This is a genomic window from Corynebacterium jeikeium (assembly GCF_000738175.1).
GTDB lineage: Bacteria > Actinomycetota > Actinomycetes > Mycobacteriales > Mycobacteriaceae > Corynebacterium > Corynebacterium jeikeium_C.
On sequence record NZ_JFCH01000027.1, the window covers coordinates 215,454 to 229,419 of the forward strand.

General features: G+C 60.6%; 15 protein-coding genes. 6 read left to right on the forward strand and 9 right to left on the reverse strand.

Features of this window, described 5'->3' with window-relative positions:
* Positions 1 to 17: 17 nt before the first annotated feature.
* Both JQ46_RS04470 and JQ46_RS04475 read right to left on the reverse strand, forming a co-directional pair.
* A complete protein-coding gene (locus JQ46_RS04470; RefSeq protein ID WP_034985773.1) occupies positions 18 to 650 on the reverse strand; it encodes an LGFP repeat-containing protein in 633 nt (210 codons plus the stop codon).
* A 137-nt stretch (positions 651 to 787) separates the two neighbouring features.
* Entirely contained in the window at positions 788 to 1,495 is a 708-nt protein-coding gene (locus tag JQ46_RS04475) for a LysR substrate-binding domain-containing protein (protein WP_034985892.1), read from the reverse strand.
* Positions 1,496 to 1,532: 37 nt separating this feature from the next.
* On the opposite strand from JQ46_RS04475, the gene JQ46_RS04480 reads away from it, so the two are divergent.
* On the forward strand, positions 1,533 to 1,901 hold the full coding sequence (locus JQ46_RS04480) for a DUF5997 family protein (RefSeq protein WP_034985894.1): 369 nt from the start codon (positions 1,533 to 1,535) through the stop codon (positions 1,899 to 1,901).
* 709 nt (positions 1,902 to 2,610) lie between these two features.
* Positions 2,611 to 3,786, forward strand: a complete 1,176-nt coding sequence (locus tag JQ46_RS04485; protein ID WP_034985776.1) for an acyl-CoA dehydrogenase family protein — start codon at positions 2,611 to 2,613, stop codon at positions 3,784 to 3,786.
* 24 nt (positions 3,787 to 3,810) lie between these two features.
* Here the strand turns inward: JQ46_RS04485 and JQ46_RS04490 are convergent, their stop codons facing one another.
* Positions 3,811 to 4,662 (reverse strand): enoyl-CoA hydratase/isomerase family protein, encoded by an 852-nt coding sequence (locus tag JQ46_RS04490; RefSeq protein ID WP_237744724.1) that lies wholly within the window; start codon positions 4,660 to 4,662, stop codon positions 3,811 to 3,813.
* 10 nt (positions 4,663 to 4,672) lie between these two features.
* Entirely contained in the window at positions 4,673 to 5,677 is a 1,005-nt protein-coding gene (locus JQ46_RS04495) for a LysR family transcriptional regulator (protein WP_272944693.1), read from the reverse strand.
* Between the two features lie 70 nt (positions 5,678 to 5,747).
* Here JQ46_RS04495 and JQ46_RS04500 point away from each other — a divergent pair, with 70 nt between their 5' ends.
* Positions 5,748 to 6,752 carry a tellurite resistance protein gene (locus tag JQ46_RS04500; RefSeq protein ID WP_034985780.1) on the forward strand — a complete coding sequence of 335 codons (1,005 nt, stop codon included), beginning with the start codon at positions 5,748 to 5,750 and terminating at the stop codon, positions 6,750 to 6,752.
* A gap of 26 nt (positions 6,753 to 6,778) precedes the next feature.
* Here the strand turns inward: JQ46_RS04500 and JQ46_RS04505 are convergent, their stop codons facing one another.
* On the reverse strand, positions 6,779 to 7,411 hold the full coding sequence (locus tag JQ46_RS04505; RefSeq protein ID WP_034985782.1) for an isochorismatase family protein: 633 nt from the start codon (positions 7,409 to 7,411) through the stop codon (positions 6,779 to 6,781).
* Positions 7,412 to 7,447: 36 nt separating this feature from the next.
* Entirely contained in the window at positions 7,448 to 8,758 is a 1,311-nt protein-coding gene (gene glyA / locus JQ46_RS04510; RefSeq protein ID WP_034985784.1) for a serine hydroxymethyltransferase, read from the reverse strand.
* 177 nt (positions 8,759 to 8,935) lie between these two features.
* Here glyA and coaA point away from each other — a divergent pair, with 177 nt between their 5' ends.
* Positions 8,936 to 9,862 (forward strand): type I pantothenate kinase, encoded by a 927-nt coding sequence (gene coaA / locus JQ46_RS04515; protein WP_034964429.1) that lies wholly within the window; start codon positions 8,936 to 8,938, stop codon positions 9,860 to 9,862.
* Positions 9,863 to 9,922: 60 nt separating this feature from the next.
* Here the strand turns inward: coaA and JQ46_RS04520 are convergent, their stop codons facing one another.
* From JQ46_RS04520 to mca, 3 genes are all read right to left on the reverse strand, one after another.
* Positions 9,923 to 10,693 (reverse strand): isoprenyl transferase, encoded by a 771-nt coding sequence (locus JQ46_RS04520; RefSeq protein WP_034985786.1) that lies wholly within the window; start codon positions 10,691 to 10,693, stop codon positions 9,923 to 9,925.
* 10 nt (positions 10,694 to 10,703) lie between these two features.
* A complete protein-coding gene (locus JQ46_RS04525) occupies positions 10,704 to 11,123 on the reverse strand; it encodes a hypothetical protein (protein ID WP_034985789.1) in 420 nt (139 codons plus the stop codon).
* Between the two features lie 95 nt (positions 11,124 to 11,218).
* Positions 11,219 to 12,127, reverse strand: a complete 909-nt coding sequence (gene mca / locus JQ46_RS04530; RefSeq protein WP_034985790.1) for a mycothiol conjugate amidase Mca — start codon at positions 12,125 to 12,127, stop codon at positions 11,219 to 11,221.
* Between the two features lie 109 nt (positions 12,128 to 12,236).
* Here mca and JQ46_RS04535 point away from each other — a divergent pair, with 109 nt between their 5' ends.
* On the forward strand, positions 12,237 to 12,671 hold the full coding sequence (locus tag JQ46_RS04535; protein WP_034985791.1) for a DUF4307 domain-containing protein: 435 nt from the start codon (positions 12,237 to 12,239) through the stop codon (positions 12,669 to 12,671).
* A gap of 147 nt (positions 12,672 to 12,818) precedes the next feature.
* Positions 12,819 to 13,340, forward strand: coding sequence for a transcription elongation factor GreA (gene greA / locus JQ46_RS04540; protein WP_034985792.1), 522 nt, complete (start codon positions 12,819 to 12,821; stop codon positions 13,338 to 13,340).
* The last annotated feature ends 626 nt before the right edge of the window (positions 13,341 to 13,966 follow it).

Below are 13,966 nucleotides of genomic sequence, written 5' to 3' on the forward strand. Positions count from 1 at the left end.
TACTTTAAGGTTAGAACTTAGCGCTTCTCGATGGTCTCGGAGAACTGACCGGACTCATCCTTAGCCCACGTGATGGTGCCGTTTTCGAAGGACTGAGTCCAGCCGTTGGCTGCGTCGCCCTTCTCCGGAGCGGTCGGCAGACCCAGCTCGTTATCCAGGCCGCCACCGTTGTTCCAGGTCTCGCCGATCTTGCCGATCAGCGGAACAGCACCGTGATCCTTGGAGTAGGCGATCCAGCCCTTTTCGAAGGTTGCCAGGGAGCCGTTCTCGCCCTCGGTGAACTCGGCCAGCTTACCGAAGGAACCGGACTCGCCGCCCTCGTTGTCCCAAGCGGTCTTGACGTCCTTCGGCAGCTCCACCTCTTCACCGCTAGCGGTCTGGACCTTCTCGGTCTCACCCTCGGCGCCCTCTGCGTCTGCGCCCTCAGAGTCAGCACCTTCAGCCTCGGACTCACCGTCCTCGCCTTCACCGGCCTTCGCGGTAGCGGAGTCGGCAGCCTCGCCAGCCTTCTCAGTAGCGGAGTTTGCTGCGTCGCCAGCCTTATCCTTGGCGTCCTCGGCATCGTCAGAGCATGCAGCAACACCGAAAACCAGGGATGCACCTGCAGCCAGTGCCACTGCGGAACGACGGAAGCGCTTGTTGGAGTTCATTACTAATACCTTTCTGTTTCTGTCGGTTTTCTTCAGCTCTCGCTCATCGCAAAAGCAATACCCCTCCATTCTTAATAGTGTTCCAACGAAAAATGCACGTGTTGTTTAGGATCTTTAACCCAATCGAAATCAGTTCTTTATTTTCGCCGCGCGCTTTGGGAGGTCTTCTTCTTCCCGCTTTTCTTTGTTTTATCTGCATTTTTATGGACGCCACCACGCCCGCGCTTAGCCACCTGTCGCGAGCTGCTCGCGGTGCGCCCTTTACATATCCCGACGAAGTCTTGGATGACGTCACTGTCGGATTCAGTAAGCCACATCAGGGCCACACGGGTGCGGGGGCACGTAGTGGCGTCAATCCCAAAAAGGTCCCGGTGAACCACCCCGCGCTGGTTGATAGCCCGCAGCAAGGGGCGCGGCGCGACGGCAATACCAACATTGGCGGCAACAACCTGCAGAGCTTCGCGCAGGGCTGCCACATCATCCCAGCCGGTAGGCGGGGTGACGTACATAAGTTTCTCGTCGGCCAACTCCCGGAAGTTGATGGAATCCATGACCCTGGCGGGATGCTCCTTGGGTGCGGCAACGCCGATCTGCTCCTCGTAGAGGGCAACTTCGTGCATGTCAGCCGGGCGTTCGAACCCCTCCGCCGGGAGGCGAACCAATGCAACATCCGCCTGGCCTGCGCGAATATAGGGCAACGGATCGTCGGTGCCCGCGCTGGCGATCTTCCACCCGGGAACCCGCTCGTCAAAACGGCGGAACCACTTATCCGGCTGCACGCCAGTGCTAAAGACAACTTTTAGGTGCTGACGCGACTTCGCGGTGCGGCTCTGCTGAGTGGGCATGGCACCAATAATAGAGCCGTTCATTAGAATGATGAACATGACTGACGCGAACCCGAGTTACAAGTCCGGCCCGCCCATGAAACCTGCCACCGCCGCAAAGAAGCTGGCCATCTACCTTCCAGCCACGCCACAGGAGTTCCAGGATTCCGCACTTACCCATGAGCAATTCGTGGAGCTGCAGAAGAACCCGCCCGAGTGGCTACAGGCGCTGCGCCGAGAGGGGCCACACCCTCGCCCCGAGGTAGCTCGCAAGCTGGGCATTAGCATTACGTCGCTGAAGAACAATGACATGGACAAGCCACTGACGACCGCGGAGATTAAGGCATTGCTTGAAAAGCAGCCGGAGTGGCTGCGAGAAGCTCGCCGTAAGTTGGCTAGTGAGCGCGAGGAGACGGGGCGCCAATAAGTTCAGCTAGAGGCGGCACAAGAATAAGAAAAAGGCGAGGATAAGCCCGATATTTCGGACCTTTCCTCGCCTTTTCGCCTTCGATGGTGACGAGCCATCAGAAGCTGGTATCCGGTAAGCAACCGCCAGGTGACGAAGCTGACGGTTGCCGGATAACCGGATGAACAACCACAGCACCTCGGAGGAGAAAGCGGTAACCGATGCTCATGCGCTTCGGGGAGAAGAGAGAAACCCTCGTCGCATGATTGGTGCGCCGGCAACTGACCTTTCGACAGATGCTGCAACATATTCCACAACTGCAGTGCGCCTCAGGTGACTAGCCTGTGACACACTCAAGAGGTTAGCCAAGCCTCACCTAGCTTGTCAATATTTAAACAACAAAAATGTTGAATAAATCCCTGAACTGGGGTTTTGTAGTGCGGGGGTGGCTAGCTTTCGATGTAGGGGTGAAGCAACAACCGTGTGTGGCACATAACAGCGTGTTTTCGCCCAATATCGAGGGGTTTCCTTGTACTTTCGCCCCAAAGAAATGCTATTCTCATAAGCAACGCAGAGATGCACGTCACAATAACGACGTAACATCGAGCTGCAACACACAGAAGTCTCTATAACCGACATTGCTGCCCTCTGGCGCTACGCACACTGCTGGCATCCCAGTAGTCCAAGTTCGACAGTTCAAGCAGCCAACGTCTTGGTTTGAAAGGAACCCATGAAGAACTTCCTGCCACGCAACATTTTCGAAGAAGAGCACAATATGTTCCGCGAGGCCTGCGCGGACTTCGTGAAGGCCGAGATCGCCCCGAACGTTGATCGCTGGCACGAGCAGGGCTACTGCGACCGCGAGATGTTCCAGAAGGCCGGCCAGCAGGGCCTGCTGGGCATGATGGCTCCGGAGGAGTTCGGCGGCGGCGGTATGGAGAACGACTACCGCTTCAACGCTGTGCTGACCGAAGAGCTGGCTAAGGCTGACTCCGGTTCCGTTATCGTGGGCATCCAGACCATCAACGACCTGGTCATCCCCTACCTGCAGCGCTTCGGCAACGACGAGCAGAAGGAGCGTTTCCTGAAGCCGCTGTGCGCCGGTGAGAAGATCGCCGCACTGGCCATGACCGAGCCGGGCGCAGGTGCCGACCTGGCTGGCATCCGCACCTTCGCTAAGAAGGACGAGAACGGCGACTACATCGTCAACGGTGCGAAGACCTTCATCTCCAACGGCGTTCAGGCAGACTTCACCCTGCTGGTCGTCGTAACCAACCCGGAGAAGGGCCGCGCAGGCGTTTCCATGCTGATCGTTGAGGACGGCATGGAGGGCTACACCAAGACCGGCCCGCTGAAGAAGGTCGGCCTGAAGTCCCAGGACACCGCTGAGCTGTCCTTCGAGGACACCCGCGTTCCGAAGGAGAACCTGCTGGGCGAGGAGGGCGCCGCATTCGGCTACCTGCGCACCAACCTGGCACAGGAGCGCCTGTCCATCGCCGTGGGCTCCATCGCTACCTCCCGCCGCGCATTCGACCTGGTTTACAAGCACTCTCAGGACCGCAAGACCTTCGGTCAGCGCCTGATCGACCACCAGGCATACCGCTGGGAGCTGGCCAAGATGGCCACCAACATCCAGGGCTCCCAGTCCTTCGTTGACGCCTGCATCATGGAGAAGGTCAACGGCACCCTGGACGAGGTCACCGGTGCAATGGCTAAGTACCAGACCACCGAGCTGCAGATCGAGGTTGTCAACGAGGCTCTGCAGCTGCACGGCGGCTACGGCTTCATGCTGGAGTACCCGATCTCCACCCACTACCTGGACTCCCGCGTTCAGCCGATCTACGGCGGCCCGAACGAGATCATGATCGAGATCATCTCTCGCCGCCTGGCCAAGGGCGAGAAGTAAGGCCTAGCTCTACTAGACCTAGCCTTACTCCCCTTTAAACTGCGGTGGTCGCTTTCCTAGGAAGGCGGCCACCGCTTCGCTATGGTCGGCGGTGTTAAACAGGCGCAGCTGTGCCTCCGCCTCCGCCGCGGCAGCATCGCTAATCGCCGCGGTGTTCTTCACCAGCGCCTTCATCTCCTTATATGCCGCGGTCGGGCCAGCGGCGAAGTTGTTAGCCAGCTTCTCCACGGTCGCTTCGAGATCCGCCGGCTCTACAAGCTGCTCTACCAGGCCCAGCTCTGCGGCTTCCTCGGCGGGCACTTTGCGATCCAGGAGCAGCAACTGCAGAGCCTTCGCACGCCCCACGCAGTCCACCAGGGTCTGTGACAGGCCCGAGTCCGCCGCCAGGCCCACACCCGTGAAGGCGCCCTTGAAAGAGGCTGCTGTGGACATCACGCGGAAGTCGCAGGCCATTGCCAGTCCCCAGCCCGCACCTGCCGCCGGCCCCTGAATCGCGGCGATCGTCGGCACGCTGATCCCGGCGAGGAGCTCAGTCATGGGGTTGTACTCCTCCACCACCTTTTCCATCCCCGTGCGATTCTGCGTATCCCGCAGCTGTTCCTTCAGATCCTGGCCGGAGCAAAATGCCTTACCGTTGGCGCGCAGCACCACGGCACGCACGGCGGAGCCGAGTTCTTCGGAATCCTTTTGCGCATTCCGGAAAGCCTCAATCAGCGCGAGCCGGAGTTCTTGATTCAGCGAGTTGTATGCCTCGGTGCGATTGAGCGTGATGTAGCGTACGGCTCCAACTGTGGAGACCTGCACGATGTCGCCCGTCGGAGTCGACGCAGCGGCAGTGCTTGGAGACTTAGCAGAGTTTGAAGTGTCCTGAGTCATAGAACAAACTCTAGGCCATCTGTCCGTCAGCTTGGTTCGCAAGGAAGCGCAGGAAACGGAGGGCCGGCTCGGAGAGGCGGTTCTTCGAGCTCCACACCACTCGCAGCGGCCGGTCAAACTTGACTCCGACCACCGGAACCTCCACGTACTGCCCAGTAGCTAGTTGCGACGCTACGGCTCTTCGCGCGATCACCCCTGGCGCGCCGATCGCACCGATTGCCGTGCGCTGCGCTCCCAGGGAACCGAATTCCCCCGCCGGTGGAGCGAGCTCGCCCAAAACGGCCTCCACCACTTCCCTGGTACCACTTCCCGGTTCGCGTAGCACCAAAGGTGTGGACTTCAACTCGTTCTTCGTCACTATTTTTTCTCTTGACGCCGTTTTCCCCGGCTTAGTGTCCGAATGACCATGATCGCTGGCCTGCGCCCAGGGGTGCTCTGCAGGCACGACAACCACCAGTTCATCGTGCCCCAGCACCCGCTGGTGCAGTTCGTGTGAGACCCAGTTTCCCTCTACTACCGCAAGTTCCGCCTGGCCCTGGACAACCTGGCGCTGCGCCCCTTGGCTATTGAGTTGCCGCATATGCAGATGGGTCTGTGGGCTGATGCGCAAATACTTCGCTGCCCAGCGTGGGTAATCCAATTCCGCCACGGTGTTCGAGGCCACGAGTTTAACCTCTTCGACAACGCCTTCTCCCAGTGCTTCTTCAAGGCCACGAGCGCATTCGTCGAGCGCGTCCTCTAGGCTCTCCAGTACGCGGACGACCTGGCGGCCTACCTCCGTGGTGGAACTCCCTGCGGCTCCGCGCCAGAAGATGCGCGCATCTAGGTGTTTTTCCAACTTGGCAATGCGCATACTGACGGTCTGTTGCGAGACGTTCAGATGCTCTGCGGCCCGGTTCATGCCTCCATACCGAGCGACAGCGAGGACGGAATCTACTGTGAGGGCGTCAGGAACATAGCCACGTCGAGCAGGGAAAGAATCCCCTTCGTTATCAAGATTCCTTTGGGGGTACATGCATTCATTGTAACCCTGTCCAGCACATACACTCTCCCGCTACTGCCGAGCACTGCCTAGCCTCAAGAATATGAATACGAAGCACAGCAAGCCCGACCTACCGCCCCTAGGCCCCGGTTGGGCCGGAGCGGTGATGGGGCTGGGCATCACGGCGTCACTCATGGACATTCACTTAAGCTCAACGCTGGGGCACCTCCCTGCCGAGCTAATGCTTGGCGCGGCGACACTCCTCGCTTTGGCTCTCACCGTAGGGTTCCATAGACATCGCAACCCGGGTTTCCACTCGAGCGCCATGCCGGCATGGGGAATGGCTTCCATGGGCATCCTCGCCTTGGGCAGTGCATACTCCCTCATCTTCGGTGCTTGGCTGGTTCACGCCTTCTGCTGGGCCGTCGGGACCGTCCTTGGCGCAATCACGTGCGTGAAGTTCATCCGCTACCTCTTTGTTAGCCGCCCAGCTCCCGCCTTTACCTGGGGGCTGCCCCTGGTCGCGCCCATGGTTGCTGCTACTGCCTCGGCTCAGCTGGCACCTCATGCTGGCGCGTGGAGCTCGGCTGTGCACGGAATTGGCGTCGCTTGCTTTGCCCTGGCCTGGGTGACGGCAGTACCGACATTTGCCTTCGTCTACGCGCGCACCTTCCCAACCATCCCCACCCAGTTCGCCACCACCGCGTGGATTCCGCTGGGCCTCGTCGGCCAGTCCACCGTGGCCGCACAGTTGCTTGCGGGTGACCAGTGGCACTTCCGTGCCACGGTCTACGGCTTAGTAATACTGAGCGTTGGTATTCCCCTCGCCGGCTACGCCATAATCAAGCACTGGGGAACAGCCCTGGGCAGTGCCCCCATGCCTTATAACCCCACCTGGTGGGCCAGCACTTTCCCCGTGGGTACGTGCTGTCTTGGAACCCATACCCTGGCCGAGAAATCCACAAATTCCACGCTTCTGGTGTGGGATCTGGGATGGATGGACACCCTCAGCGCCGCCCTACTGGCTTTACTTCTGCTGCACGTCGTTTGGGCAGCACTCGGAGCTCGCAAGCTATCGTGGCGACCGGACATCGTAATTGCCGGCTAGCACGAAAGCTTTGCGTGGAAGATGGCCTAGTCGCGGATGATCTCCGCGCCTGCGTCTTCCAGCTCCTGAATAGCGGACCTGCCGCCCTGCTCAGTCACCGCCGAGCACAGTTGCTCGATGACGCGCACGTGGAACCCAGCATTCAAAGCATCCAGCGCCGTGGCACGGACACAGAAGTCGGTGGCGATGCCCACGATCGTTACGTTTTCTACCTCGTGGGAGTTTAGCCACTGCTGAAGTGTTTGTTCCTCGCCTGCGAGGTGACCTTCGAAGCCAGAGTAGGCGGCGGTGTATTCGCCCTTGTGGAACCAGACGTCCACAAGTTCGGGGTTTAGTTCGGCACAGACCTGCGCGCCGTGGGTATCGGCTACGCAGTGGGCGGGCCAGGTGTCTATGTAGTCCGGCTCCTCCCCTTCTGGCGCAAAGTGGCCTTCGGGTTTGATGTGCCAATCCTTTGTACCGACGATGAGCGGGAGGGAGACAACGGAAGAGCCGTCGTCGGTTTCGGCTTCCTCACCCTCGGCATGCACCAGGCCACCCAACCAGGCGTTAATCCCCCGCGCCACTTCTAGGCCACGCTCGGTTCCCAGGGAACCATCGACGAAGTCGTTTTGAACGTCGACAACGATGATTGCATCCTTCGCCTGCGTGCTGACCATAGTGCTAAACCCCTTTTCTTGAAGTCGCTTGCCTTCTTAGACCAGCTTCCAGTCTTCCAGGCCCTCGTACAGCGGGAAGTCCTCGGCGATCTTGTCCACACGGGCGCGCAGCGCAGCAATGTCCGCGTTGCCGGCCAGAGCAGTACCGATGACATCCGCAACCTCGGTGAAGGCCTCGGTATCCAGGCCGCGGGAGGCCAGGGCGGAGGTACCGATGCGCAGGCCGGAAGTGACCATCGGCGGGCGCGGATCGAAGGGGACAGCATTGCGGTTGACGGTGATGCCAACTTCGTGCAGCAGGTCTTCGCCCTGCTGGCCGTCCAGCTGAGAGTTGCGCAGATCCACCAGCACCAGGTGTACGTCGGTGCCGCCGGTGAGAACCTGCACACCAGCGTCCTTCGTATCCTGAGCGTTCAGGCGCTCCGCCAGGATCTTCGCGCCCTCGAGCGTGCGCTGCTGACGGTCGCGGAACTCGTCGGTCTGTGCGACCTTCATTGCTACGGCCTTGGCGGCGACGGCGTGCATCAGCGGACCGCCCTGCTGGCCCGGGAAGACGGAAGAGTTCAGCTTCTTGGCGTACTCCTGCTTAGCCAGGATCATGCCGGAACGGGGGCCGCCCAGGGTCTTGTGGACGGTGGTGGAAACCACGTCGGCGTGCGGAACCGGCGACGGGTGCAGGTCTGCGGCAACCAGGCCAGCGAAGTGAGCCATGTCCACCCACAGCTTCGCGCCAACCTCATCGGCAATGGACTTGAACGCTGCGAAGTCCTGGTGGCGCGGGTATGCGGACCAGCCGGCGATCAGCACCTGTGGCTTTTCTGCGATGGCCTGCTCGCGGATCTTGTCCATATCCAGACGGAAGGTCTCCGGATCCACCTCATAAGCGGCGACCTCGTAGAGCTTGCCGGAAAAGTTCAGGTGCATACCGTGGGTCAGGTGGCCACCGTGGGCCAGGGACAGGCCCATGATCTTATCGCCGGGGTTAGCCAGGGACATTAGGACTGCAGCGTTGGCCTGGGCTCCGGCATGCGGCTGCACGTTGGCGAACTCCGCACCGAAGACCTGCTTGGCGCGGTCGCGGGCCAGGTCCTCAACGACGTCCACGTGCTCGCAACCGCCGTAGTAACGACGGCCCGGGTAGCCCTCGGCGTACTTATTGGTGAGAACCGAGCCCTGCGCCTGCAGCACGGCGCGCGGCACGAAGTTCTCCGAGGCAATCATCTCCAGGGTGGTGCGCTGGCGGCGCAGCTCACCTGCGATAGCCTCTGCGACCTGGGGATCCAGCTCCGCTAGAGGAGTGTTGTGCTGTTGCGAGTTCTGAGTGGACGAATTCTGCGGAGAAGTCACGTCTACCAAGGCCTTCCATTGTGGATGAATCTAAGAAAGATAAAACCGGTTGCTTATCTGCCTCACTATCATAGCGAGTGCCCGTGACACCCCATACCCAACCCACAGCCATCCCATTGCGGCCCTCTGGCCGACCGAGGGCGATCCAATTTCACCTTGCCCCATTTTCGGGGCACAATGGGTGCTATGACTTCCCCCAGCCCTTACATTGAGCTGGACCGTACTCAGTGGCGCACCCTAAGAAAGTCGATGCCCCAGGTCCTCACCGAAGATGAACTGGAACAGCTCCGCGGCATCGGCGATGAAATCGACCTGGAAGAAGTCTCCGAGGTCTACCTCCCGCTGTCCCGCCTGATTTTCCTACGCGTCGAAGCGCACCGCAGGCTCAACGCCGCCACCGAAACGTTCCTCGGCGAAGCAATGCCGCCGATCCCTTACATCATCGGCGTCTGCGGCTCCGTCGCCGTCGGCAAGTCCACCACCGCCCGCGTGCTGCAGGTTCTGCTGCAGCGCTGGGAGACAAACCCGCGGGTGGACCTCGTAACTACTGATGGCTTCCTGCTGCCCACCGCAGAGCTCGAGCGCCGCAAGCTCATGCACCGCAAGGGCTTCCCGGAGTCCTACGACCAGGCGGAACTACTGAGCTTCATCACCAAGGTGAAGTCCGGCACCCAGAAGGTGCAGGCTCCGGTGTACTCGCACGAGGCCTACGACCGCATTCCGGACCAGGCCATCACAGTCGACCGCCCGGATATCCTCATCGTCGAGGGGCTAAACGTTCTACAGACCGGCCCCACCCTCATGGTCTCTGACCTCTTCGATTTCTCCGTTTACGTCGATGCCCGGCGCGAGGACATCGAGGATTGGTACATCGACCGCTTCCTGCGCCTGAAGAACACTGCGTTTAAGGATCCGAAGGCGCACTTCCACCACTTCGCCAACTTCAGCGATGAAGAGGCCACCGTGGTCGCTAGGGAAATCTGGCAGACCGTGAACCTGCCGAACCTGATGGAGAACATCCTTCCCACCCGCGTGCGTGCTTCCTTGGTTCTGCGCAAGGGCCCGGACCACCTGGTGCAGAAAGTGCGGATGCGGAAGATCTAGCCCCCCGCGCGCTATCGCGGGCAGTTATTGCCCGCACCCCTATCGCCGGTTATCCCCCGCCTATAGCCCAAAGCGCCTGTGCCGCTGCGAGTAGTCGCGCAGTGCTCGCAGGAAATCCACGCGCCGGAAGGCCGGCCAATAGGTATCGGTAAACCAGATCTCCGAGTACGCGGACTGCCACAGCAGAAAACCAGATAGGCGCTGCTCCCCCGACGTGCGGATCACCAGGTCCGGATCCGGCTGCCCCGAGGTGTACATGTGATTCCCCAACGCCTCGGCGGTGATTGCCTCTGCCATATCCTCCGGCGCCGTCCCCTGCTCCGCCAGCTCGGCCACGAGGGTCTGCACCGCATCCACGATCTCCTGGCGCCCGCCATAGCCCACGGCCACATTCACGCGCACGCCCGTGTGGTCGTTCGTCTTGGCCTGGTTTTCCTCCAGGCGAATGCGCAGCTGTTCAGGCAGCAGCTCTAGGTGGCCGACGGTGCGCAGCTGGAACCCGGCGTCAGAATCTGCCAATTCCTCGGCAACATCACCAATGATGCTGCACAGCAACGACAGCTCCTCCGGAGAGCGCTTTAGGTTTTCGGTGCTGAGCAGGTACACCGTGACGGTTTCGATCCCCAGTTCATCGCACCATCCGCACATTTCCGCGATCTTCTTCGCGCCAACGCGGTGGCCGTGCGACACATCCGTGAACCCGTTCTCGCGCGCCCAGCGGCGGTTGCCGTCGGCCATGATGGCGACGTGCTTCGGCCGCGGCTTATCGCGCAGCGAGCGCGCCAGGCTGGCCTCGTACGCTGGGTATAGCAGCTGGGGGATGCGGTTCACGGTATTGATCCTACTGATGCTGGTTCGGGGGCTCTTCGCCATCCTTATTGACGCCCTTAGCCCGCGCCCGTTCAGCGTCAATAGCAGCGGGACCGGTCAGGGTGCCGGAGGAGGGCAAGAAGCGCTCATCTGTCTGCGGCACCTCAGTTCGGGCAAACATGGAGCGCTTGCCGGCAGTTTCGTCGAAACCCTCGGCCTTCATTGCAGCTTCCAGCTTCTCCGTGTCGAACAGATCAATGCCACGCGCATCGGCGAAAGCCTGGCGACGCTCGAGGCGGCGGATGCGCTTGTTCATGGCGAAGCCGATGAGCAGCACAACCAGCAGCAAGATGACGATCACGAACAGGCCCACGGGGGCGGCCTTACCGAACTCGGCACCCTTCGGGCCGGTGCGCTCTGCCTGCGCAATGATCCAGGTGGCGGTGTTCATCGCTCGAAACTCCTTCTTGTTATCTGCCCATTAACTGTAGTTTGTCGCCCGCCTGTGGGGAAACCCTGCGCTGCGCGGATCAGCCCAGTACTGCGCTAATCCGTCGAATCCAGTCCGGCGAAGAGTTCCGTCTCCGGTAGCTCGCTGTGCACACGCGACTGCGCGAGCTCGAACTCCTCGGTCGGCCACACCTGCTGCTGCAGATCCGTGTCCGCCAGAAAGAATGCACCCTTTGGGTCAATCTGGGTGCGGTGGGCACGCAGCGCATCATCGCGGCGTTCAAACCAGTCGGCCACATTCACGCGGGTAGTCACGCGGGAGAAAATATCCGGCAGCTGCCTCCACAGCTCCAAGTGCCGCAGGACGTGATCCGGCAGCTGCACACCACGCTCATACATGGCGGTCGCCAGGTTCTCGAAACGCTCGCGGATGAAGCCATGGGTGAAGTACAGCTTCTTCACCTCCCATGGTTCGCCGAGCTCCGGGTGGTAGTTCGGGTCGCCGGCAGCCTCCCAGGCACGGACGGAAACCGCATGCACCTTGATGTGATCCGGGTGCGGATAACCGCCGTACTCGTCATAGGTGATGATGACGTGCGGACGGAACTCACGAACCACCCGCACTACGTCCTGCGTGACCTCTTCCGTGTCCTGCAGAGCAAAGCAACCCTCCGGCAGCGGTGGCTTCGGATCCCCCTCCGGCAGGCCGGAATCCACATAGCCCAGCCATTCATGCTCCACACCCAGGATGGAGGCCGCCTGAGCCATCTCCTCGCGACGCACCTCGATCATATCTCCGATGCCCTGGTCTGCCAGCTCCTGCATCTCTGGGTTCAGGATGTCCCCGCGCTCACCGCCGGTGCACGTCAGCACTTTCACCCGGTGCCCCTCATCAACATAGCGAGCCATGGTGGCCGCACCCTTGCTGGATTCGTCGTCCGGATGTGCGTGAATCGCCAGCAGGCGATAACGCGGCGTATCTACGGAAGATGTCTTTTCACTCACGCCAATACAATCTACTACCCAGCCCTCCCCTGCCCAATAGAGCCACCAGTCCAGGCAGGCCGGGGACGTGGGCGTCAATAATAAAATGGTGGGCTAGACTAGAAACATCATGAAGGCGGCGAAGAAGAGCATCCAAGAAGAGCGCTACGGCGAAACGCGCAACCAGAAATTCTCCGGGAAAATCGTTGTAGTAATCCTGGCCGTAATGCTGGCAGCAGCGCTTGCCTATGCGGTCACGCAATTCATGCGTAATTCGGAAGCGGATGTTACGGCGCAGGAGTCCGGTGGCGAGATCGTCTCGGACGAGCGCATGACCATGAGCATCGACGTCACCCGCAAGGATCCCTCCAAGCCCGCGTACTGCATCGTCACCGCCCTGGACTACGACAAGAACGAAGTCGGCCGCCGCGAGTTCGTCGTGCCACGCGGCGGCGAAGAAGTAGAACGCTTCCTAGTGGACATCCCCACCCGCGAGCGCGGCTACGCAGCCACCGCCTACGGTTGCTCCGCCACGCTACCGCCGCACCTCGACCCGCGCGACTAAGCCGGAAGGCTAAGCAGACCCGCGCGACTAGGCCGGGCAGCCCAGGTAGCCTGGCGCCCAGGTGCTACACTTTGCACGCCTACTTAATAATCTATTGACGCCCACGTGAGAGACCGCGTCAACCTTCAACGAAGATGGGAGAACCCAATGGCCGAGAACCAGACTCGCTGGCTGACCCAGGAATCTTACGACCGACTGAATGCAGAACTGACGGCTCTGAAGGAGAACCGTCCGGTGCTGGCAGCCGAGATTAACGAGCGCCGCGAAGAGGGCGACCTCAAGGAGAACGGCGGCTACCACGCAGCCCGCGAGCAGCAGGGCCAGGAAGAAGCACGCATCACCTACCTGGAGGAACTGCTGGATAGCGCCACCATCGGTGAGGCTCCGCAGGAGTCCGGCGTGGCACTGGTTGGTTCCGTGATCCACGTCTACTACGACGGTGACGAGGACGATAAGGAGACCTTCCTGATCGGTACCCGCGGCCTGGAGTCTTCTAACCCGGACCTGGAGACCTACTCCACCGACGCTCCGCTGGGTGCAGCCATCGTCGGTGCCAAGGTCGGCGAGACTCGCGAGTACCAGACCCCTGCCGGCGATACTGTATCTGTGACGATCGTTTCCGCTGAGCCTTACGATCCGGACCTGGACGTTCCGCGCGCGGAGCAGTAGTTTCTGCTTTGCAGGCAGCTAAACCCTCTGGTTGCTGGCTGGCGGTAATAGAAAAGGGCGCCTTTGGGCGCCTTTTCTTGTTTTCCTCTGCCTTCAGGTCTCCCTGCAGAGCCCAATGCTGCCCCCGGCGGCATCCGGCACTCACCCCGGCGACACGTTTCCCACCCCGGCAGCGGCCATTGCCGCCCCTCGGAGCGGTTATTACCACCCCTCGGAGCGGTTAAATGTCGGAAAAGTTGCAATTTGTTATTGGGAGACATTCTCACTTACATAAACCTGCAGGTCAGAGCGTTTTACTGCTCACGCGTCAGTGGCGGGGATTTTAGTTTTGCAACTTTTCCGACATTTAGCCCTGAGAACTGCAACTTTTCCGACATTTTCCGCTCCGCGCTCTCCTTTTTCCACCCCCGCCATTTCCCCTTAGCCCCATCCTGAAAGAGGTTAAACCTCCAGATGTCGCCAGATCGGGAATACACAGGGGGAAGTGTCGTCAGATCGGGAATACGCAGGAGGGAACCCCTCCAAATCAGGCCTATACCGGGGTGGATGTCGCTAGAACGGGAATACGTTCTTGCAAACCATTTGCAACTTCGAGAAAGTGCAGGTCAGAGCGTTTCGCTTTTATC